This window comes from Spirosoma daeguense (genome assembly GCF_054776875.1).
Map to the genome: position 1 here is coordinate 710097 of NZ_BAAHBF010000003.1, position 25012 is coordinate 735108.

9 protein-coding genes and 1 pseudogene are annotated in these 25012 nt (G+C 47.7%); 8 read left to right on the forward strand and 2 right to left on the reverse strand.

Translation table 11 applies throughout. The features are described from left to right. Window positions 1–24 precede the first annotated feature (24 nt). A complete protein-coding gene (locus ACYVD4_RS11980) occupies window positions 25–2826 on the forward strand; it encodes a CHAT domain-containing protein (protein WP_460945801.1) in 2802 nt (933 codons plus the stop codon). 88 nt (window positions 2827–2914) lie between these two features. Here the strand turns inward: ACYVD4_RS11980 and ACYVD4_RS11985 are convergent, their stop codons facing one another. Then, window positions 2915–3187 carry a hypothetical protein gene (locus ACYVD4_RS11985; protein ID WP_460945803.1) on the reverse strand — a complete coding sequence of 91 codons (273 nt, stop codon included), beginning with the start codon at window positions 3185–3187 and terminating at the stop codon, window positions 2915–2917. A 178-nt stretch (window positions 3188–3365) separates the two neighbouring features. Between ACYVD4_RS11985 and ACYVD4_RS11990 the strand changes: the two genes are divergently transcribed. Then, complete coding sequence (locus ACYVD4_RS11990) at window positions 3366–3905, forward strand: RNA polymerase sigma factor (protein WP_460945805.1); 540 nt, start codon at window positions 3366–3368, stop codon at window positions 3903–3905. Next, the gene (locus tag ACYVD4_RS11995) at window positions 3902–4570 is read left to right on the forward strand and encodes an anti-sigma factor family protein (protein WP_460945807.1); all 669 of its coding nucleotides are present in this window, start codon (window positions 3902–3904) and stop codon (window positions 4568–4570) included. Before ACYVD4_RS11990 ends, ACYVD4_RS11995 begins: the two co-directional genes overlap by 4 nt. Here ACYVD4_RS11995 and ACYVD4_RS12000 read toward each other — a convergent pair. Then, on the reverse strand, window positions 4552–7365 hold the full coding sequence (locus tag ACYVD4_RS12000; RefSeq protein ID WP_460945809.1) for a CHAT domain-containing protein: 2814 nt from the start codon (window positions 7363–7365) through the stop codon (window positions 4552–4554). The two genes, ACYVD4_RS11995 and ACYVD4_RS12000, sit on opposite strands and share 19 nt — an antisense overlap. Window positions 7366–7977: 612 nt before the next feature. On the opposite strand from ACYVD4_RS12000, the gene ACYVD4_RS12005 reads away from it, so the two are divergent. From ACYVD4_RS12005 to ACYVD4_RS12025, 5 genes and pseudogenes are all read left to right on the forward strand, one after another. Continuing rightward, window positions 7978–8094 (forward strand): transposase, encoded by a 117-nt coding sequence (locus ACYVD4_RS12005; RefSeq protein ID WP_460946219.1) that lies wholly within the window; start codon window positions 7978–7980, stop codon window positions 8092–8094. Window positions 8095–8230: 136 nt separating this feature from the next. Then, window positions 8231–9102 (forward strand): annotated as a pseudogene (locus ACYVD4_RS12010) (IS982 family transposase). Between the two features lie 391 nt (window positions 9103–9493). After that, window positions 9494–9934, forward strand: coding sequence for an FKBP-type peptidyl-prolyl cis-trans isomerase (locus tag ACYVD4_RS12015; protein ID WP_460945811.1), 441 nt, complete (start codon window positions 9494–9496; stop codon window positions 9932–9934). Window positions 9935–10865: 931 nt separating this feature from the next. Next, complete coding sequence (locus ACYVD4_RS12020) at window positions 10866–21326, forward strand: Ig-like domain-containing protein (protein ID WP_460945813.1); 10461 nt, start codon at window positions 10866–10868, stop codon at window positions 21324–21326. A 58-nt stretch (window positions 21327–21384) separates the two neighbouring features. Continuing rightward, a complete protein-coding gene (locus tag ACYVD4_RS12025; RefSeq protein WP_460945815.1) occupies window positions 21385–24966 on the forward strand; it encodes an Ig-like domain-containing protein in 3582 nt (1193 codons plus the stop codon). Window positions 24967–25012 lie beyond the last annotated feature (46 nt).

Sequence of the window (25012 nt, forward strand, 5' to 3'; positions counted from 1 at the left end):
TAATCAGAACAAAAGAAAAACACTATGAAGCCACACTACGTAGGTACCCTACTCCTTATTTTGCTGCCAGTTAGTTTGTTATACGCCCAAACGCAAACAGACTGGAAAGCTATAAAAAAACAAGCAGAAGAACGCTTCGGACGAACCGATAAGCGATATGTCCGAGTACTTCATGCCCTATTCAACAAACTCTATCAGGGGGGCAATTACACTGACGCTATTGGAGTCGAGGAGGAAGCCCTGCAGGTAGAAGCGAAGCTATTCGGCTCTGAAAGTTATGACTATGCCATGACGGTTGCCAACTTAGCCTCCGTGTCGCTATTAATCAATCATAAATTGGAGGAAAACGAACGTCGGCTTAACTCTGTCTTACCTATTCTTGGGCGCGAAAGTCCAGGTAGTTTACCATCCTACTATAGTATTCTGGCATCTATCTATACTCAGACCGAACGATACACAGACGCCATTGCAACGTATGAGACGGGCATTCGGTACGAAAAAAAACATCCGAATGCCCAGGCAACGGCACTTCCTTCGTTGCTGAACGGCTTAGGTATGCTTTACTCAGACATGGGTAATTACTCTAGGGCTGGTATACAATTCGCTCAGGCATTGCAGACTATGGAAAAACGTGGGTTGAATAAACAAGACCTGATTATGTATTTGACCATTAAGCAAAATCTTGCAGCTTCTGTCGTAGGGATAAAACAGTGGCAGAAAGGGGCTAATTTGATGGAAGAAGTGGTGAAAGGTTTAAAAGACCTGATTGGTGAAGACCATCCAAGATATTTTCCAGCCTTACTAAACCTCGCTTATTTCTATGTTCGATTGGATCGTAAAGAGGAAGCATTGCAGCTTTTAAAACGATGCAAATCGTTCATGGAAAAGCAAGCAACAGGCGATCCGTTCGTCTATGCTTCATTGCTCAACAATATTGGTTCCATTGAGTTAGACTTTAAAAATGACGAGGCGGCTGCCGCAGCATTAGGTGAAGCATTGTTGGCCTTGAAAAAAACGAATCATGCCAACAGCCCTCTTGAGCTAGGTACGTTAGAGAACTGGTGTTATAGCCAATGGCGTCTACAGAAGCCCGCTGAAGTTGCTAAACAAATGCCTAAACTGACGGACGGGCTTCTGGATCGTCTGTTCAACCTCTTTACTGTTTCGGACGAACGAGGCCGACAACGACTAATTGAGGATGAACTTGAATCATTGGATTTTCACCGTTCCTTTCTATTGGCAAATCCAACATATAAATCGTTGGCTGAACTCATCTATAATGAAGAGCTAGCTCTGAAAGGAGCTGTATTAGGATCAAATCGTCAGCTCGCCAGTTTGCTTGATTCTATTACAGACCCTACCACCAAACGAGATGTTGAGACGTGGCTTACTCTTCGTAAAAAATTAATCGAAAAACAGCAGGCTCCTTTTGCGCAACAAGATCCAAATTTGGACAAGCTTGATATTCAAGTAGGGGAATACGAGGAGAAATTAATTAGAACAACCAAGGCATTCAGGCAATTTAAAGAACGGCAGAATATCAACTGGCAGTCTATAAAGGCGGGTTTATCGGCCAACGAAGCTGCTGTTGAGTTCGTTACCTTCCATTTGCGTCAACCCAATCGCTGGGCCGACAGCATCATGTATGCCGCTTTAGTGTTACGTCCCGATTTCGATCAGCCTGTTTTCGTGCCTTTAGGTGAAGAACGACAATTAAAGCGATTTCTAAATCCTAAAGTGGTACCCCCTATCACTCAGCCCAAAACATCTAGTCCTCATCCCTCCTCTGCCCACCTAGCGTCGTCAAGCCGTGGAGGAGAATTAATAGGCCGACAGGTTTGGTCCGATTCGCTCTACCGATTGGTATGGCAACCGATTGATAGTCTGCTAAAAAACGTCCGCGTCATTTACTATTCCCCAGCGGGTTTGCTCCACAACGTATCGTTCTATGCATTGAGTAAAAAAGGCACTTTACTTGGTAATCAATACACCTTACACCAAATAACCAGTAGTAGAACGCTCGCTGCCAAACGTAATACCTTCCGCTTACCAACAAATTCACCAATCCAGTTGTATGGGGGTATCAATTACGATAAAGATTTATTAAGATCTTCACCAGAGAGCGAATCAGCTTTTATGGATATGGATTCTACTTTTCTTAAAACAGTTTCATCGTTTAAAAGCCTTCCGGGCACTCGCCAGGAAATCGACACAATTCAGCGCTTGATTCCTTGGCGCATTGATAAACTGATGGACGATCAGGCTACCGAAGAATCGGTGAAAGCTCTGATTAAGAGTAATCCAGGTATTATTCATTTTGCCACTCACGGCTATTTTGTCCCGTCGATGCAGGATAAAGAGTCAAAAAAAGCATCCGTTCCAATAGGAGTAGACTATCGACCATCTCAAAATGCCATGCTTCGCTCCGGCCTGATCATGGCGGGAGGAAATACAACCTGGAAAGGCGGTAAAAAATCTAAAACAGGCGATGACGGAATATTAACAGCTTTTGAAATAAGCCAATTAGACCTTTCCCAAACCGAATTGGTCGTTCTATCGGCCTGCGAAACTGGTCTTGGAGAGATTCGAAATTTTGAGGGCGTATTTGGTCTACAGCGAGCGTTCAAACAGGCTGGCGTTAAACGGTTGCTCATCAGTTTGCAAAAAATTCCAGATAAAGAAACCGTAGAATTTATGACTGAATTCTATAAAGCACTGCTCCAGAAATCGGAAGCCGGTGAAGCGTTCGTTTATGCACAGCGCGCTTTACAAAAACGATATCCCACTCGACCGTCCATTTGGGCTAACTTCATTTTCGTAGAATAAATATACTGTGGTAATGATTATGACAAACCGGCTAAACGTAGTGTTTAGCCGGTTATCGTAATCAACTATGCGCCACCATGACCGTTCTTTAATGGGCAGTGTTATGCCGAATTTTAGAAAACTCATTGGGGGCGCTGACTGGCTTTTGAATGAGTCTACCGCCATGGCCATTTTTTGGTGGCGCATCATCATCACCATCATCCTGAATAGTTGGTATCTCCACTATATCCGTTCGGGGAGACTCTACGCGAGGATCGACAATGGTCTCATGCTGGCAGGAGGCCATACAAAGCATAGTCATTAGCGAGGCTATTGCCAACAAACCACGCTGCGGCTTTACCGCAATACAAACACGTATCATTAGGGCTTTGCCCCAGTGGATTTAGTTCTTACACCTGAAGAACTCTCACTGAGAGCAAGCCTGTATCGAAGAGTTGGCCGGGAATGTCAGATAGAAAATAAAATAAAATGATGTAACCTTTTGGGTATGTATTGGCAGTAACCTTTTGAAGAGTATTTCATTAGAATCGATAATAGATATGCCTCTTTTTACCGTACGTGAAGTGGTATCCGGGTTAAGAAATGCACAGGATGTTGAAGCCATTACTGAATATCTATACCACGAATACTTCCAAACGATTCGTAATATGGTTCGTAAGTATAAAGGCAATGAGCAGGATAGCCAGGATTTGTTTCAGGATGTATTGATAATTTTTATCGAGATTGTAGCCCGCGATAAGTTTGATCCGGAAGGAAATGCATCGCTTGCTACCTTTCTGTACGGAATTGCTTACAGACTCTGGAGAAAGCGAAAGCAACGAGCAGAAAATCGCCTGAAATGGGAACAGGATTTTGTTACAACTACTTATGAAGTTGAAGACTCGGTCCGTCAATATGAAAATCAGCTTACCGCCAATCAGTTATTAACACGAATTGGTGAACCTTGCCGATCCCTCTTAGAAGCGTACTATCTGGATGGGCTGAGTCTTGATGAAATTGCCAGTCAATACCAATTGCCAGAACCAACCATAAGACAGCGTAAGTTTAGGTGTCTGCAAAAACTTAGAATACTGCTATGAATCCTGACGACGAATTGGAAGAACAGGAATGGATCGACCGATATATAGCGAATCAACTATCAGAAACCGAGCGGCAACAATTTGAAGAGAAACTTCAAGAAGACTCGTCTTTAGTTATGAAAGTAGAAAGTACCCGCCAGCTTATGCGGATGATTCGGACGGCCAATGCCGAAAAAAGAGCCCAGGAAACGCTACGAAAGCTGTATCAGCAACAACCCGCTGTCAGTAAGCGGCTCCCTGTTGTCTATAGATGGATGATGGGTGCAGCCGCAGCCTGCATCATTATGTTGCTCTACTTAGCCAATACAAAAGCTGAATTGCCGATTATCGAAGATGATTTATTGGTGGTTAAGAACGCTGATAGTACGACGAGTCATGATTCGTCGACTTATCATTTATTGATGGCGGGCCAAAAAGCCCTGCAAAGTGGAAATTATTTACAGGCTGCTAATAAACTAGAGATGGTTCTCAAAACAAAGGACATGCGCTCGTATTTCAGAGAGGCCGCAGAATGGTCTTTACTGGCAGCTTACCTATATAGTAACCAGCCGCGTCGTGCCGAAATCGTTTATCATAGACTCCGGCAGATTGATAACCCTGAGTATGAGATTGGTATGTTGGAGCGGTGTAAAATTTATATCCAGATTCAAGTTCGGAAATGGTAATAAAGTAGCGTTAATGTGAGGAGGGCGGCCGTACAGAGTAGTACAGTTGCTGAACTGTGGACAGTCAGATTCGTCAGGAAAAGCTTCTTCTTGGGTGCGTTATTTAAACCAATTAATCGATAATTCGCCCAAAAAAAAGGATGGTTATACAAGCGATTCTGCGTTGCTGTAAAAAAATCATTCCTGGCCTTATGTATTGCAGTAGCCGGTGGATATCCTTCTTCCAGATGCAAATGTATTTGCTTGATCAGATAAGCCGAGGTTCGATCATGAACATTCCATAGGGGGCTGATAATCGAAGGACATCCCGCTATAGCAAGTGTACGCGCAATGCTCATCATCCCTTCTAATGGATAAGTTCTTCCACTACCCGATTCGCAGGCACTCAGCACGATTAATTTCGTTTGTAATAAATTCATCTGACTAATCTCTTCGGCATGCAGGCGATGGGAAAACGATGTATCGTTAGGAAAAAAGGCGATATATGACTGCATAGGTTTAGTTAGATTAAGGTAAGCATGCGTATCTAGGTACCAGACGGGATAACGTGTGGCATTTTGTAAAAAATTGGCTCGGGTCGCCTGTGATCCACTCAACCAGGTTGCTTTAATCGTATTTACTTCTTCCTGACTTCCTGCCAACGTTGAATAATGAAAACGCAGATTAATCAATGAGTCAACGGGGCGATTAAATGGAGCGACACCCAATATTGAATTCAGAGGAAGGGGTTCTTTATTTGACGCCGACAATAGAGACGTACCAGAATAAATATATTGAATAGAGTGACGTAATGAAACATAATCATTTACGCTTCGCCCTGTCTCTAACACCTCAAACGGAACGTGTTCAAAATCATTTCCAGCATTGATAATCCAGTCGTTTTTCGACCCGATCAGTGCTTCGACCGGTTTAAAAAACCAATCGAAACATAGTAGTGAAAAGGGCGTTCCCTGATATTTTCTTAGACCAGGGTGTACACGAATAGTCGATTCCAGTAAATGAATGGTTCGGAAAAGAATTGTTGAATCCACTAAAACGGTCTTCCAGAGCGTCTTTGTCCTAGTAATGGCAAAAATATGCAAACGCCCATATTGAAAATTATAGGTCAAATAAGCCTGATCGTCTGTAAGTACTGCTTGGATTTGCTTAATCTGAACCGGCTGAAGCCCATAGCGAATTTGGTAATAGCCCGGGTACTTTCTTTTCCAGTCTTCCAGCAGGCGGTAGTGTTCTAGTTTAATACTGGTTTCTTTATCGTTCAGATATTGTTGTTTGCTTACAGTGGGCTTGTCAAACCATTCTGAATAAATACTTGCCAGATCCTGCCGGAGCCTTTGCTCCCTTTGCCGTTGAATGCTCGGAATGTACTGAGGTTGTATAATTTTTTCAGACATTACTATCTGTAAGGTGATAGCTCGGCTCTGATCTATCAGTTCAAAAGCGGTATTATAAGCAGCCTGAGTACGGCTTTGCTGATATAACTTCAGCGCAGCTTCAATCCCATGTGTATAAAGAGGTGCTACCGATTCGTTGGCATATAATCGATCATGTAGCAAATTCATGCGTGTTTGCGCCTGCTGAAAAACGGTAATCCCAAACTGATAAGCCGTGAGTGCTTTTGACCAGTTATTTGAAAGGCTGTATATATTACCTTCATACAGCATGGCTGCGATAGCCGCTTTTTCATCAAGAACATCGGCTGGTATTAGATTAGGATTTGGTTCAGTAGTTTTTTTGGTTTTAAGAACGGCTTGTAGTGCTCGAGCATTATAGACTAGCGCCTTAGCTATTTGTTTTTTTTCGAGCATGAGTTTACTCAATAATAACCAGCTGGTAGACAGTGTTTTGCCAAAGGGACCGTATTTCTTGACGTAGATATTAATTGCTTGGTTAACCCACTTTTCAGCTAGGCCAAACTGATGTAATGAGGTATAGCATTCTCCCAGATGATTGTACAGATTGGCTAGTGTTCGTATATCAGCCTGTGAAGAGTCTTTACTTGCTAACTTATTATATAGATTTCTTGACATGTTTAAATACTTACATGCTTCCGTGTATCGTTTCTGTAGATACGCATTTCTGCCAATTCCTGAGAGGATTCGCGCCCGTTGTAAATCCCAGGCACGATTACTGATCAGGCCTTCTTTTCGTAATGCCATAGCCACAGAATAATTGCCTAATCTCTCATACTGGCCCGCCAGTACGTTACTTAAAATAGAAATATCAGATAACAAACGACGATGCCGAGCCATATTGAGGGCTTTCTGAGCCAGATTCATACTGAATGAGTACCTGCCCATGTCTTCATGTAACAAGGCTTGATTGCTATAATGGTACATCACATAATCTGGAATGTCCTTTGCTATTTCTGGATGCTGACTTAAACGCTCATCAGCCTTTGTGAAGTAATAAGCTGATGAATCATATTGATTTAATTGCTGATAATGTCCCCCTAAACTCGATAATAATTTAAAATAGGTAGAATCTTTTTTAGCAGGATATTTAGTTAATAATGTTAATCCATTTAGGCAAAGTGCTATTGATTTTCTATAATTCCCACTTAAAATCTCTACTGAACTCATATCAACCAGCAGGTTAGCAGCAATATCGATTTGATCATATTTTAAACTCAGCAAATAAGCCTGCTCATAGTACTCATTCGCTTGATTATATTTAGATTTTGCATATAGACGTTCTCCTTCGCCTCGTAAACGATATATATTATCTAACTGAGCTAAGGATTGTGTACCTAAAAGATGACAGATAAGTATTGTAAATAGTATCTTATTACTCATAAAGCAGTAATTATCACGCAATCTAAATCTGAAATGGTCTACCCCATTCCTGCTAAGTTAGCTTTTACTCTGAGGTAGTCTGGTTTAGCGGCGCACTGAATTTGTCAGGTTTGTATATACACCTATTGAAATTGGCAGAGGCTTTTGTAAACCCCCAACGATAGTTTCTTACCCAATTATAACGTGAATAATGGATTGAACGAGTGTTTTTTATAGAAGAAAAAGGTGATGAATTTGGATATTGTGGTATCGAATTGCGGTCCTACGACTTTCGCTTTATGCTATCCCAAGATACAAAAGAAAAACTTATCGAGCTATTCGTAGCCATTGATGATTTTTGCATATCCCTCGAAGTCTAGCAAGCTCAGCGCCAACTCGGGCTGTCTACCTACCCAGACTGACTCCTGAGCTAAGTTATAGCGAGCAAATGTCTATCTTATTTTTCTACCAATACTCGGTCTACAAGTGTTTTGAATATTCTTATTGCCAAGTGGTCCAAACTGAACTAGTTTCGTACTTTTCCGCATCTAATTAGTTGCGAACGCTTTGTGGTCACCAGCACCCGAGTGCTGCCGAGTCTATTTGCAGTACTGGTGCCGCTGCCAGAGCCAGTTGACAGGAACCTATTTTATTGATTCCAAGAAATTCCCTGTTTGTGACAAGCGACGGATTCATTCGCATCGTGTCTTTGAGGGTGTGGCTGCTCGGGGCAAAAGCTCAACAGGCTGATTCTATAGCCATAAGTTGTATCTGGTCATTAATCAGCTGGGCCAACCCGTTAGCTTAATCGGATTTAGTTGCTTATTCCTTTTAACAAGCCATCAGTATTTATTCCTGCAGCGGGTAGCCTTTAAAGGATTAGACAATTATTCACGTTAAACTAATCGAGGTATTAATCACTTTTGATGATTTTTGTAACACCTTGACTCACTGGCAAATTCAACAAGGTTTCTTGCCCATCATTCGACAAGGTAAGTTAACCGACAGCGAGATGTTAGCCATAAATATCTTCTATCATCACTCAAAAGCTAAATGCTTTCAGTACTATTACCAAGGCGGGGTAGAGGCTCAACTAAGTAGTTATTTTTCAAAGTTAATTAGTAATGAGCGACTCATAGCCCGTATGACTCGCTTACTGCCAAGGCTGTTTGTGCTCTTAATATGGCTCTGTAACCAAGATTAGCGAACCAGTTTCTGTATTGTCGATAGTAAACCGCTGGCTGGCTGTGATAGCCAGCGCATCCAGGCCAATAAGGTCTTTGCTGGACTCGCGGCACGTGGGAAATCCTCGATTGATTGGTTCTTCGGGCTAAAAGCGCATTAGTCATTAATCATTATGGCGAGTTAATCAATGTAATGATTACGCCCAGAAACGTCTCTGACAATAACGCCAGCTTACTCCCTGAACTACTGGCGAATTTGAAGGGACAGTACTTTGGCGAGGGGGGCTATTGGACCAAGCTGTTTGCCGAGTTTTACCAGCGAGTGCTTCATTTGGTAACCAAGATTCGACGCAGGATGAAGAACACACTAATGCCCTTGAATGGTAAACTCAATTTACGCAAGCGAGGGCTAATCGAATCGGTCAATGCCTATGCTCACTTCGGTCTTGAACACACTCGCCATCGAAGTGCGCTCAATGACCAAATCAATCTATGGGCAGGTTTAATCGATTATTGTTTTCATGATCATAAGCCTTCGATTGTGATCTCAGTTCAAAAACGCCTTCATACATAGTTCACTTAGAATAGAAACTAAGCCTTGACAACGAGTAAATGAAAAAGGAAAATGAGGATTTCGAAATCCCTGAATCAATTGAAAGTGAAAGATCAGATATTTGGGTTTATAATAGCATATTTACAGCTGTGAGTCAACATTTCTGTGGTAGTGCAATCTCATTCTCAAAGGTAACTTAATTGTAAAAGATAATTTGAGTACTATTTGTACCTTATTAAATATTCAATAGCTATAAATATCTGATGATGAGATGTATAGATATACACGTTACTTTCTGTATCGGAAAGTAAGAGCACTAAACACACTTATGCTTTCATTAGAAATTGAGGGCTATCTTTCAATTATGTTTATATCTATTTCGAGATTACTTCTAATTATACTAAGCAGTCTTTTGCTGATAACTGGTTGCCAGCCAACTAACAATGCACCCTGTGAGTCCGCCCCTATCGCTACCAAAGCACCTAACGAAGAAGTAGCTCAACTCAACCAGTTCATCGAATCAAACCATATTAAGGCCATAGCCGATGAACGGGGTTTCTATTACACTATTCAAAAACCGGGGAGTGGAGATAAGCCAACCGTCTGCTCAACGGTGAGTGTTAACTACGAAGGGCATTTGACCAACGGTACTAGTTTTGATAAGGGAGAGGATGTTAGCTTTGGGCTTAATCAGCTAATTGTGGGGTGGCAGGAGGGAATACCCTTAATTGCTCCTGGTGGACGTATAACGTTGTATTTACCTCCGTCACTTGCGTATGGTTCGCAGCCACAGGGAGATATTCCCGCTAATTCCATTCTGATCTTCCAGATCGACCTGTTATCTATTAACTAGATTATTGTTTGACAAAGCCTCTGGTGAATAATGATGCTTACCTGTTAATTATTGACTTTGGCAAAGTTTTGAAATCCCTGATAGCCCGCTTTGTCAAAGAAAATCTTTAGGATTTATTCACATATCAATAAATGGGCTACTGTCTCCAATCACTTGTGGCTGCATATAATTTGCTCTTCAGCAAACCAAATCCTGAGATCAGATTATCAAATAAATTGTGAACTAGCCTAAAAATTACGGCTCTCCATTCGACAAACGATAAAATGGAAGATCTGCTTGGGGCAAGCATAAAGAAGAACACTGGGATAGGAATGGCAAGGAATCGGTTAGTGCGAGACAGGTAAGTGGTCTAGCTTCAATTTTGCGAATGTTGTGTCCTAACAGACCGTGATTCACTCTGCTTCTTGTGACCCGTTTTTTAATTCTCGTTGCTCGTTAAGTAGCAGACTTCTAGTACTATTTTTTTGGCGAGTTCCTTTTACAAAAATCGAGCCAATAACTAATTGTATACGTCAGCGAATCCTACCCTGCAGTATTCCCGATTTATTTACCTTGACTAATTGACTATTTTGAGTCTTTCTTATGGATTATTTTTCATCTATAAGCAGGTGGCTAAAAAAACCTGTATAGATGCGATCATTATGCCCTGATAGTTAGATTTTGCCTACAATCCTATTCGTAAATCTGCTCTATGTTGTCAATAAAAGGTTAGTTGTGATTATTATATATTTAAGAATGAAAATATATTATATTCGAATAATAATTTAAAGTAATTTTTTGTTTATGAATAGTGTCTAATATTAACAAAAGATGTACTTTAGTTGTTGAATTAGTTGCAACAAGTTGTTAAACATAATGGTATTTTATCGATTAATAGCACGATAGTTGCTATTCCTTTATCCAATCAGGATTATCATACTCACGTTATTTTATGAAGTCAAACCTCTACACAAACTTCATTAATACGTTAATTCGGTTGATAAGGGAGGGCGTTACTTGCATCCTATTGCTTGTTCTCTTCTGTCTTACAGCAGAAGTGCAGGCCCAGGTTCTTCCTTGTAGTTACCGAAATCTGACAGTTACTAATTTTCCCAACGCTGGGGTAGTGGGCGCGCGTACAAACGGGTATGGCGGCCTTTTAGGCATTATTGGCGTTGGTAGTGTGGCTAATACAGGGAATGTTGTTGATGCAAACCTAACCAACTTTGGTTCCATCAATTCGACCATATATTCGGGGAGTGGTGGACAGATTTCGGTGAGTGCCAATGCTACGCCTAGTAGTACAACTACTGTATTTCCAGGGGGAGCCGTTGCTGGGTTTATTCTGGCCAATAATGCGTCGCTCAATCTGTTGGCCGCAGTAACTATCCGGACGTACTTAAACGGAACACTTCGGGAATCATCCGATACCTCTCCATTGGTCGATTTGCCACAACTGGCGGGGTCGGGTCAGCGTGCGCTTGGCATAACAACAACGCTCAGTTTCGATGAGATTCAGATTGCCATCACGGGATCTGGTACAAGTACAAGCACCGCAATTTATTATCCTTTTGTACAGTATAGCGCTTTAACGGCAACGACTATGGTAACCAACGCCAGTAGCTCGACTACTGCCGATGGTATTGTCTTTACGTCAGTATCGGGAGGGCGCTCTCCTTATACGTACCGATGGAACACTGGAGCTACTACGGCTAGTATAAGCAATGTCACAACGGGTACTTATTCGGTAACTGTAACCGACGCCAACAGTTGTACAACGTCAACATCGGCAACGGTAGGTATTCGGGTGGCTGCCTGTCCGGTTCCGGGGCAAAGTGGTTTCACCATCTTTACATTTTCGGCTCCATCCTCAAATTCTGGGGTCGGTGCTACTAGGGCTGCCCGATATAGTAACGTAGCAACCATCAATGGGCAGTCTGTTGATATTATTGGTCGAGTCCTGAGCCTTACAACCTCATATGCTCTTACTCAGACAACGGCGGCCCCTATCACCTTTACGAATACAGGTACGCAGGCTCAGGTTATTTTGTACGGTGCTAATACGCAAGCTACTGTTCGATGGACTGCTGTATTAAGTAATACAAACACACCCGTTCCTTTTCAGGGGACATTTACCTTAGGAGATATAGACAAGATTACGAGCGGTACTACTGTGACTCGACTGGAAGGGTTTTCCATCGCAAAGTCAGCTCTATATTCCTTCAAGTTGAATGTGCCTGCCAGTACTACAACAATTGATCAAGGTAATGCATACCGTTTTGAGGGAACTTCTGAACAGTCGAGCGGTGACTCGCCCCGTTATGCCGTAGCACTTAGCTTTGTTGGATTATCATCCTTTGATATAACCTATACCAAAAACGGAAACGAGGTAGATGCACAGGGAGCTGGTTACACATTCGATGGGAGTAATGCTATCGTATTCGAAGCAACGACAAGCTGTACGCCTGTGCTTGATACCGATGGGGATGGCGTGCCCAACGGTATTGATATAGACGATGATAACGACGGTATAGTCGATGATTCAGAAGGTGTTCTGGCCGATCCGGATGGCGATGGTATTGCTAATGCCCTCGATCTGGATTCGGATGGCGATGGTATTCCCGATAATATTGAAGCGCAGGCTACAAGCAGTTATATCGCATCGAACACAGTCGTTACGTCGCTGGGTTTGCCAACGGCTTACTCCGCTACTGGCGGGCTCATGCCTGTTAATACCGATGGAACGGATACGCCTGATTATCTGGATACGGATAGCGACAATGACACCAGACTAGATACCAATGAAGCGAACCTGACCTTGTCTGGTAATGACGCGGACTTAGATGGTTTGATAAGTAGTATAGATACGGACCCGGCCAGATTTGGTCCGGCCAGTGCAGGTATAACCAATCTTCTCAATGCTTACCCGTCCAATGGTACGCAGGTTTATTGGCGAATTAAAGAGGGGGCCTTTACTTACGGGAACTGCGCCAACGCAACTGTCAACGGTACGTTTGTAATGGGTAGCTCGTCTACGGGCGTACTGACCATTCCAATCACTACAAACCGGGATGGTCAGGTGGTTGTTTCAGTTTCTGGTACTGGGTTTACTTCATCACCAACATCCGTTACAACAACGCTGGTTGCCAGCCAGACGGCCTTGTCGATTCCTATTGCGTACAACGGCTCAGGTTCTGTTGGTTCCCGGACGTTAACGGTCACTTCGACACAGGCAACCGGTACTTGTTCATCAACGGTTGCTGTTATTGGTTTGCCGGATCTTACACTCTCTTTAGCCCAACCAACACCATCATTATTAGTAGGGCAAACCAGCAATTTGCCAATAGTAATTGGTAATATCGGTTCCGCAGCTACCAGCGGCCCCATCACGACTACGCTGATTGTTCCGGCAAATGTGGCTACGCCTGCTACGTTCACAAGTGGTGGTTTTGCCTGCGTTACAGCAGGGGCGAATGTTACCTGTACTAGCTCAGCAGTCATGGGTACCGGCACCAGCACGACGATCACGGTGCCAATAACACCGGGACCTGCTACCGCCGGAACGACATTGAGTTTCAGCGCACTTGTGACTACTACAACGGCTGAAGCAAGTGTAACAAACAATGTCGGGGTTGTCTCTGCTTTTGTCAGTTCAAGCGTAACCGCCAGACCGGATGCGGGAACAGTATCCGCCGGTACGGGCGGTACAGCCGTTGCCAACGTAGTGACTAACGATATTGTCAATACCTTGCCTGCTACGTTAGGTTCTGGAGGCAACGCAGCCGTGGCTCAAATCGGTACGTATCCGGCTGGTATTACGCTCAATTCTACCACAGGTAGTATTAGTGTAGCGGTGGGCACCACGCCGGGCAATTACACGGTCGTCTACCAACTCTGTGATCAGTTGACACCCGTCACATGCGCGACCACCACGGTGGCCATCACCGTTACCCCCAGCATCACCGCTGTGACCGATGCGGGGGTGGTGAGTGCGGGCACGGGTGGAACAGCCGTGGCTAACGTCCGGGCGAATGACGTGGTCAATGGCTTACCCGCTAGTACGACTAACTCCAGTTTAAGCTTAGTCAGCAGCAGTTCGGCGAGTCTGGTTTTCAATACGAGTACGGGTAGTGTGAGCGTGGCCCAGGGCACCCCACCGGGAACTTACTCGCTGGTATACTCCTTGTGCAGCACCTTTGGCACGGTTACCTGTACAACGGGTATTGCCAACGTAACAGTCACCGCCAATTCATCGCCTGTGGCTGATGTAGGCACAGTAAGTGCTGGTACAGGTGGTACAGTTGTTTCCAACGTAGCGGCTAACGACTTTGTGAATGGGGTAGCCGCCAATTTGGTAACGAATGCTACGTTGGCAGCCGTTGGTACGTACCCACCGGGTATTACTTTAAATACAACTACGGGTAGTATCAGCGTGGCTGTCGGCACTACGCCAGATAGTTACACAGTGGTCTACCAGCTTTGTGATCGACTTACCCCTGTTACCTGTGCAACCACCACGGTGTCCATCACCGTAACGCCGAGTGCGGTGGCCAATCCCGATGCGGGTACGGTGAGTGCCGGAACGGGTGGAACGGCCATCGCCAACGTAGCGGCCAATGATGTGGTTAACGGTCTACCCGCTAGTACGACCAATTCGAGTCTGAGTCTGGTCAGTAGCAGCTCGGCAAGTCTGACTTTTAACGCTACTACGGGCAGTGTGAGTGTCGCTCAGGGCACTCCGCCGGGGGCTTACTCGCTGGTGTATTCACTTTGTAGCACGGTGGGTACCACTACTTGTACGACAGGTGTGGTCAATGTAACGGTTACGCCCAGTGTTGTGGCCAATCCCGATGCGGGTACGGTGAGTGCCGGAACGGGCGGAACAGCCATCGCTAACGTAGCGGCCAATGACATAGTGAATGGGGTACCCGCCAACCTGCCCACTAATGCAACTATAACTGCTGGTACGTATCCCGCCGGTATCAGCTTGAACACCAGCACGGGATCGGTCAGTGTAGCTATTGGCACTACGCCCGGCATCTATACTATTACCTACCAGATATGCGACCGCTTAACGACACCTACCTGTGCCACTACCTCAGTCGCCATTACGGTCACACCCAATGTCGTGACCAATCCCGATGCGGGCACCGTAAGCGCTGGCACTGGTGGAACGGCCGTGGCCAATGTTCGGGCCAACGATGTGGTCAACGGTCTGCCCGCTAGTACGACCAACTCCAGTTTGAGTTTAGTCAGCAGTAGTTCGGCGAGTCTGATTTTTACTACCAGCACGGGCAGTGTGAGTGTTGCGCAGGGCACCCCACCGGGTTCCTACTCGCTGGTCTATTCTTTATGTAGCACGTTGGGTACGTCGACCTGTACGACGGGCGTGGTCAACGTAACGGTTACGCCCAGTGTAGTAGCAGTTCCGGATGCGGGTTCGGCCAGTGCCGGAACAGGTGGCACGGCTGTAGCTAACGTAGCAACCAATGATGTGGTCAACGGGCTACCCGCCACGCTGGGTAGTGGGGGTAATGCGACCCTTTTCCTGTCAGGCACCTACGCCACTGGCATTACGCTGAACACAACGACGGGTGCGGTCAGTGTCGCGTTGAGTACAACACCGGGAACCTATACCATAGCCTACCAGATTTGTGATAAACTGACCTCTACCTGCTCTACTACTACGGTCAGCGTGACGGTTGTGCCCAGCGTTGTCCCCACGCCCGATAGCGGAACAATTTGTACGGGCATAGTGATCAATAATGTGGCGGCCAATGACCTGGTCAATGGGCAGTCGGCCGTACTGGGTACCAACGTGGTACTAACCAGCGTAGGCACCTACCCGCCCGGCATTACGTTGAATACAGCTACGGGGGCCATCAATGTAGCCATCGGCACGGCAGCAGGGTCCTATCCCCTTGTTTATCAGCTTTGTTCAACCATTGGCACCCCCGCCTGTACGACGAGCACAGCAACTGTTACCGTGAATGCCTCGGTGACGGCCACGCTATCATCGGCTTCGATTTGTAATGGCACCAGCGCAACACTGACAGCGACGGGAGGGGCCAGTTATCGGTTTGGCCCCGGAAATTCGAATACGACCGGGCTTTTAATCGTTGCGCCAACCGTCGTGGGCGTAAATCCGTATTCGGTAACGGTCACGTCTGGATTGGGCTGTTCGGCAGTAGCCATCGGCACGGTTACGGTAAACGCCCTGCCCCAGCCAACTATTTCGGGCAGTACGTCCCTGTGCGCCGGACAACCTATTTCGTTAACAGCCAGCCCTACCACAGGGCTTACCTATGCCTGGAGTGGGCCAGGCGGCAATTTAGGAAGTAGTAATCCACTGATTATTCCCAATAGCACTACCGCCAACTCGGGCACGTATCAGGTGCGGGTGACGGATGCCAATGGCTGCACAGCCGTAGCCAGCCAGAATGTAACGGTCAAACCAACGCCATTGGCGCAAATCCTCAACACCAGCATCGTTTGTGCAGGCAATATGCCTGCCGTAGCGATTGCCACGCAGGTGACGGGCGGCTCACCACCGGTCGGTTATGCCTGGTATCGCTCTGGTGCCGTCGGCGTTATTTCGACCTCGCCCAACCCGACATTCAGTACGGCCGATACCTATAGCCTGGTCGTTACGGATGCCAGCGGCTGTCTGAGCAACACGGCTACCGTGATGGTTATGACTCCCAATCCGCTGGCTGTAAATACGCAGACGGCCAATGCCCGCTGCTTCGGCGGACAGGGTACCATCACAGTTACGACGAACGGCGGCACAACACCCTATACAATCAGTTATTACAATACCAGCGGCCTCATCTCATCGACGCAAACGACCGGTGCCAGCACACTCACTACAGTAGCTGGTAGCTACTCGATTGTGGTAACCGATGCCAATGGCTGTTCGCTGACGCAGGTAGCCACCATCACACAACCGCCGTTACTGACTGTTTCGCTGACCGGGAGCGGGTCGGTTTGCGCGGGTCAGGCAACCGGAACTATCACCAGTTCAGCAACGGGCGGGACACCTTCCTACACCTACTCGTGGAGTGCCGCTACGGGGCCTCTGGCCCAGACCACACCCAATCTGACGGGACTGAGTGGCGGCAGTTATTCGGTGGTGGTCACCGATGCTAATGGCTGCACGGCGACAGCTAATGTAACCTTGCCCACCAATCCGCTGCCGAGTGCACCAACGGTTAGTGTCACCCAGCCAACCTGCATCACCCTGACCGGCACTATCCAGGTATTGACCCCGGCATCGGGCGTGCAGTATAGCTTCAACAACGGGATTTCGTATCAGGCTTCGGCATCGCAGGCGGGTCTTCAACCGGATGTTTATCAACTGAAAGTAAGGAATAGCGCAACCGGCTGCGAATCGCCGGTTACCAGCGTCACCATCAACCCGGTGCCGTCTCCGCCGATTGTTTCGATAATCGGTAGTACCACCTACTGTTCCGGCCAGCCGATCAGCCTGACGGCCAATCCGGTCAGCAATGTTAGCTACGTCTGGAGTGGGCCGGGCGGCAACCTCGGTACGGCCAATCCGGTGATCGTTTCGAATCCGACACCGGACCAGTCGGGAACGTATCGGGTGGTGGTAACCGATGTTAATGGCTGCACGGCGACGGCCAGTACCAATGTGGCCGTGTATCCACTGCCGATAGCTACGCTGGCTGTCAATTCGCCCACGACCTGCTACGGCCAACCCATCAGCCTGACAGCAGGTGGAGGAACTACCTATGCGTTTTCGCCCAATGTAAGCGGCATAACCGACAACGTAGCCAGTTTCACCGCCGGACTAGGTACAGCTCAATATTCCGTCACCGCTACGTCAGCTCAAGGCTGTGTGTCGCTGCCAACAACGGTGACGGTAACGGTTTCTTCCTGCCTCAGTCCGGTGCCGGACAGCGGTACTGCATCTGCCGGCACGGGTGGGGTAGCTGTCCTGAATGTGGCGGCCAATGATCTGGTCAATCTCAATCCAGCGGTACTGGGCACTGGCGGTAATGCGACTATTGCGGCTGTTGGTACGTATCAACCTGGTATCACGCTAAATACAACGACGGGTTCTGTTAGTGTTGCGATTGGTACAGCACCGGGCACCTACACCATTGCCTACCAGCTTTGCGACCAACTCACTCCGATAACCTGTGCGACCACGATTGTCACAATTACCGTTACACCTAGTGTAGTTGCTAATCCCGATGCAGGCACAGTGAGTGCTGGTGTAGGCGGGATCGTGGTGGCTAACGTAGCGGCTAACGACGTAGTGAATGGCTTGCCGGCTACGTTGAGTGGGCCGGGTAATGCTACGTTGGCGGCAGTGGGTACCTATCCTCCGGGTATCAACTTAAATACGACCACAGGTAGCATCAGTGTGGCGGTGGGCACTACACCCGGCAATTATACAGTCGTCTACCAGATCTGTGATCAGTTGACACCTGTAACCTGTGCGACCACCACGGTGGCCATCACCGTTACCCCCAGCATCACCGCTGTGACCGATATGGGGGTGGTGAGTGCGGGCACGGGTGGAACAGCCGTGGCAAATGTCTGGGCGAATGACGTGGTCAATGGCTTACCGGCTAGTACGACCAACTCCAGTGTGAGTCTGGTCAGCAGCAGTTCTCCGAGTCTGGTTTTCAATACGAGTACGGGTAGTGTGAGTGTCGCTCAGGGCACTCCACCGGGTACATATTCGCTGGTATACTCCTTGTGCAGCACGTTGGGCACCACTACCTGCACGACGGGTGTGGTGAACGTAACAGTCACTCCGAGTATAGTGGCTAACCCCGATGCGGGTACGGTGAGTGCCGGAACGGGTGGAACGGCCGTGGCCAACGTAGTAGCTAATGATGTGGTGAATGGGGTAGCGGCAACGGTAGGTGTAGGTGGCAATGCTACGTTAACCACAGTTGATCCCTACCCAGCCGGCATCACACTAGATACCGCGACCGGATCAGTCGGTGTTGCTCAAGGAACGGCTCCGGGGTCTTATACAATTTCGTATCAGATTTGCGACCAATTAAGCGCGCCCACTTGTGCAACTACAAGTATCACTATTACCATCACGCCCAGTGTAGTAGCAAACCCCGATGCAGGTACAGTCAGCGCCGGTACAGGTGGTACAGTTGTTTCCAACGTAGCGGCTAACGACGTAGTAAATGGTTTACCCGCTACGGTAGGTGCCGGTGGTAATGCTACGTTGTCGGTGGTGGGTACGTATCCACCGGGCATCACTTTAGATACTAATACAGGTTCGGTAAGTGTGGCAAGTGGAACAGCTCCCGGTACGTATACGGTGGTCTATCAGCTTTGCGACCAGCTTACTATACCAACTTGTACCACTACGTCTGTCACAATCATAGTTACCCCAGATGTGACGGCTAATCCTGACTCGGGTATAACAGGCAGCGGAAATGGAGGCATCGTCATTGCAAACGTAGCCGCAAACGACGTAGTAAACGGCCTGCCTGCTACGCTGGGCGTGGGTGGTAATGCTACGTTATCGCAGGTAGGTACGTACCCGACGGGTATTACACTGGACTCCAACACTGGTTCAATAAGCGTAGCGGTAGGAACGCCCCAGGGTTCTTACACACTAACGTATCAAATCTGCGACCAACTGGGCACGCCCACTTGCGCCACGACCACAGCAACGGTCACCGTCACGGCGTTAGCACCTATTACGTTGTCCGACATAACAACCTCACGACCTACTATTCCTGTGTCGGGCAATGTGTTAACGAATGATCGTGACCCACAAGGTTTACCGTTAACTGCTACGTTAGTGGGATCGCCGACTGGAGGTGCGGTTACCCTCAATCCCGATGGTAGTTACACGTTTACACCAGCGGCCGGATTTACAGGCGTTGCCAGCTTCTGTTATAGTGCCAGCAATTCGGCGGGATTGAGCAGTAGTGCCTGCGTGAGTATAAATATTGAAGCCGATCCGGATGGGGGCAATGCAAAACCGATTGCCACAAATGACAACGTACGAGGTTACCAGAACCGGGCTGTGACACTATTTGTGCGGGCAAATGATACAGATCCTAATAGTGCTACGTCGCTTAGCGGGCAACTAACCAATCCGACCCTGCTTTCTCAACCTGCTGATGGAGTAGCAGTGGTCAATGGGGATGGAACGATTACATATACTCCACCAGCTACGTTTACCGGAGTAACCAGTTTTGTATACCAGATTTGCGACCGCGCCACACCGGCCTTGTGCGCAACCGCCACGGTGACAATTACCGTACTGGCCACTCCACCAGTCGGTACTACGTTGGCCCCCGTGAGTGTCGATGATTTTGTGCTGACCCAGATTAACACCCCGCGAACGGGTACCGTATCGACTAACGACTATGACCCACAGGGTCTTGGATTAAGTTATACGACCGGGCAACCCGACATTGGTACGGTGATCATGAGTTCAACGGGAAGCTATACATATACGCCGACTGCGGACTTTACCGGGCCGAGCAGCTTCACGTATCAGGTTTGTAATACGGCTGGTCTGTGCGACGTAGCAACGGTTTCTGTTCTGATTCAGCCCTTGCCGCCTAATGTCAAGCTGTTGCCGCAGGTTTATTTACAGGGAGCCCTCTTCGGTGTTACGTCGGGATCGCTCATGCGTGACGACCTTCGGGTAGCTGGTTATTTGCCCGTAAATCACCCGTATGATGCCCTCAATCCGATTACGCCCGTTGGTACGTTGGCTCCCAGCGTGACGGCTGTTACAGGCAATGATGCTATTGTCGATTGGGTATTTGTTGAACTCCGATCAGAAAGTGACCCACGTGTTACGGTGGATAGTCGTGCCGCTTTACTTCAGCGCGATGGCGACATTGTGGAGGTCGACGGAGTGTCTTCGTTAAGTTTCGCTCAGACTACGCTGGGTGAATACTACGTAGTGGTACGTCATAGGAACCACCTGGGTGTCATGAGCCAAACGGCGCTTCCCTTGTCATCGACGGCTATTACGGTAGACTTCCGGAATAGAAACACGCCTACCTATACCAGCTCCGGTACGACCAGTTACACGCAGGTCACGCGTGACCAGGCACAGGTGCTTGTTGATCAGGGTGTAGCGATGTGGGCAGGGAATATCCTGAATGACAATGCGCCCAACCAACCTCATAATCTGGTGATTTATCAGGGGTCGAATAACGATGTAAATCAGATTTATCAGCTGGTGATCAATGCCCCCAACAATATACTGGTTTCGCCTTCCTTCCGGCTACGTGGCTATCAGTTGGGCGACGTCAATATGGATGGTCAGGTGATTTTTCAGGGCACAGGCAACGATGTTGAATTCATTTACCAGAATACCGTGAAGAACCACCCCGGCAATACGCTTCGGGTACCTTTCTTCATCATTCGTGAACAAGTACCATAACATCTTAACGAGTAAAAGCCCAAACTAAAGTAGTATCAAACCATAACAGATTAAGCCAATGAAGCAGTTATTTACGTATATGTTGTGGGGTTGTTTCCTGCTTGGAAACTATCTTGCTGAAGCGCAGCAGTCGTCAAATAAGGTCGACTATGAGGTAACTTATGACGTAACTACCGGGCGCTATATTGCGTGGGTAGTGCCCCGGTATAATACGCCGAATGCCAACAACCCCGGTAATGATGAGCTTGGTGGTACGGCCCAGTTTACCATTAAAGTGCCATCCTCTTTTTCGATAACCAATGTTCAGGATTTAACGGGTAGCTGGGATAAAAATCCGATTCGGTTGGGGCCGGGTAATCCCAACCAGACCTATACAACCCCGCTCAATGCGAACTTCAATTATTTCGTAATTGGTAAGGCACCGAATGAGGTGAACTATGGGAGATTTACATCGGGTACGCGCATAGCACTGTTCTCGTTTGCGGGCAACGGGTGCTTTGGCGAAATTATTCCATTGCCACCGGGTGATCCATTTATTGCGGCTGCTGATAATGATCTGTCGCTAAACGTAGCGAACAGCTTTTATTCGCGTTCGGGGCAACCCTCGGGCGGTAATCAGGCGCCACTCGAACAGTTTCAGACCATTACCGGGCTTCCGGCCCAGTGCGCCACTCTTCAGGCAAATCCTGATAGTCAGACACTAACGGCAGGAATTCCGTATAGTGTGTCAGTATTGGCCAACGATACGCAAAATGGACAACCGATCAGTGGAACGGTTGCGGTTACGGTTAGTACGCCACCTGCTATTGGTACGGCTACGGTCAACGCTAACGGTACGATTACTTATACGCCGATAGACGGTTTTTCTGGACCTGTTTCATTTACATACACCATTTGCGCGCCCGGTCAGACAACGATCTGTTCGTCGGCAGCGGTTAGTCTGACGGTGAATGCTGTTATCGTCGCCACGCCCGACCAGTCAACAACCAGTGCCGGTACGTCGGTCACTACTACAGTGCTGGCGAATGATACGCGAAATGGACAACCAGCCAGTACAACCAACGTAACGGTGAGTATCAGTTCGCCCCCGGCTAGTGGTACCGCTACGGTAAATGCGAACGGTACAATCAGCTACGTTCCGGCTCCCGGCTTCTCAGGACCCATTTCGTACACCTATACGATTTGTGATATTGCCCAGCCCGGTCAATGTTCGTCGGCCCCTGTCAGCATTACGGTTAATACTGTGGTGGTCACCAATCCGGATCAGGTAACAACGGCCTCTGGAACGCCGATCAGTATAACCGTACTGGCGAATGATACACGTAACGGTCTGCCCGCCAGCACAACCAACGTAACAGTTACCGTGGTTAGCCAGCCGCCAAATGGAACGGCCGTACTGAACGCAAATGGCAGTATTACGTACACCCCAGCTCCGGCTTTCTTTGGCGTCAACTCCTTTAGCTATCAGGTCTGCGACATTTCCCAGCCCTCGCAATGCTCGACCAATTTGGTAATCGTTACGGTGTTGCCCAGCCGACCGCTACCGCAGAATGACTTTAACCAGACGCTGGTAAACCGGGCTGTTTCAGGCAATGTGCTTACCAACGATCAGGAGTCTGCCGGATTGTCGCTTACGGTAACCGCTACGCCTACAGCGGGGCCAGCCAACGGTACGTTGATATTGACGCCAGCGGGAAATTATACGTATACACCAGCCAACAGCTTCACCGGAACGGATTCCTTTACGTATCAGGTCTGTAATGCAGGAGCACAGTGCGCTACGGCCGTGGTAACGATCAAGGTTCGGGATAACGCGCCCAACAACAATGATGCGCCAATTGCTCAGAATGATCAGGCTGTAACAACACCGAATACGTCAGTTATCATTGCGGTTAAAGCCAACGACAGCGACCCAGATGGGCAGCCACTAGGACAACCCATTCTGGTAACATCTCCGGTAAACGGCAACGTAACGGTCAACGCCAACGGTACAATCACTTATACGCCGGTGAATAGTTTTACTGGTGTTGACTCGTTTACGTACCAGATATGCGATAACGGAAGTCCAGTGCTCTGTGATGTGGCGACTGTGATTGTAACGGTTCGGCCAAATCCGGCAGTGAACCAGACATTTGCCTTCGATGATGCATTTAGCACATTCACGAATGCAGCTATTGTGGGTAACGTATCGGTCAACGATCAGGATCTGGAAGGAAATACCCAGACCGTTGCAACTACACCAGTGCGTGGACCAGCCAATGGTTTGCTGGCATTAAGCGCCAATGGTAGTTTCACCTATACACCGAATACCGGCTTCACCGGAACGGATTCATTTGTGTATCAGGTTTGCGATAACGGAACTGGTCCCGCCTGTACAACGGCTACGGCTTATCTTACGGTTTTCCCAGCAAATGGTGCGGTTGATCTGGTTGTTTCGATTGGACAGCCAGCCCCCAGCCTGACGGCTACATTGGCCAGTAGTTTGCCTATTACGGTAAACAACGTAGGAACGGGTAATTATGCCGGACCTGTATCGGTTACGCTAACTCTGCCTGCCAACGTAACGGTAGCTTCCGGATTCACAACATCCAATGGATTTACCTGCACGGTTAGTGGTCAGTTAGTGAGCTGCGTTAAGTCGGTTTCGTTAACAACCCTGACCAGCGAAACCCTCACCATTCCGGTTGTGCCCGGTTTACCAACGGTTGGTCTGCCACAAACGTTTACTGTGGCAACAGTTGTACCTGCTGGCGATGCAACTCCCACAAACAACACTGCTACGGTGACAACAATAGCGGTTAGTCGTGCACCAATTGTTCAATTAGCGCCACAGGTTTATTTGCAGGGAGCATTGTTTGGTGTATCGGGAGCATTGATGCGTGATGACCTTCGGGCGGCTGGTTATCTGCCTGCCAATCATCCGTATGCAACTCTTAATCCGATTACGCCCGTCGGTACGTTGTCGCCCAGTGTGACGGCCATCACTGGAAACAACGCTATTGTCGATTGGGTATTTGTTGAGCTTCGTTCGCCTACGAGTGCATCTATCGTTGTTGATAGCCGAGCTGCTCTGCTTCAGCGCGATGGCGACGTAGTAGAAGTGGATGGGGTTTCATCGTTAACCTTTAATCAGGCCCTGGCTGGTAATTATTTTGTGGCCATCCGCCATCGAAACCACTTAGGAGTTATGAGCCAGTCGGCGCTTGCATTATCGCCGGCGGCCATTACGGTTGATTTCCGGAATCCTAATACGATGGCCTTTACCTATTCCGGTACAACCAGTTATACGCAGGTAACCGTCGATCAGGCGCAGGTAGTTGTACCACAGGGTGTAGCGATGTGGGCAGGTAATGTGTTTATCGATAATGCGGCCAGTCAGCCTCATAATCTGGTGATTTATCAGGGGTCGAACAATGATGTGAATCAGGTTTACCAGCAGATAATTAATGCCGTTACTAATTTTCCTACACCTTTCTTACGGCTAAAGGGCTATCAGTTGGGCGACGTGAACATGGATGGTCTGGAGGGCTTCCAGGGTACAGGTAATGATGTTGAATTTATTTATCTAAATGTAATCAGGAACCATCCAGGAAACAGCTTCCGGTTGCCTTTCTTCTCCATTCGTGAGCAATTGCCTTGATCAGCAGAGGGTAGCAGCCTACTCTAGACAGTAGGCTGCTACATTC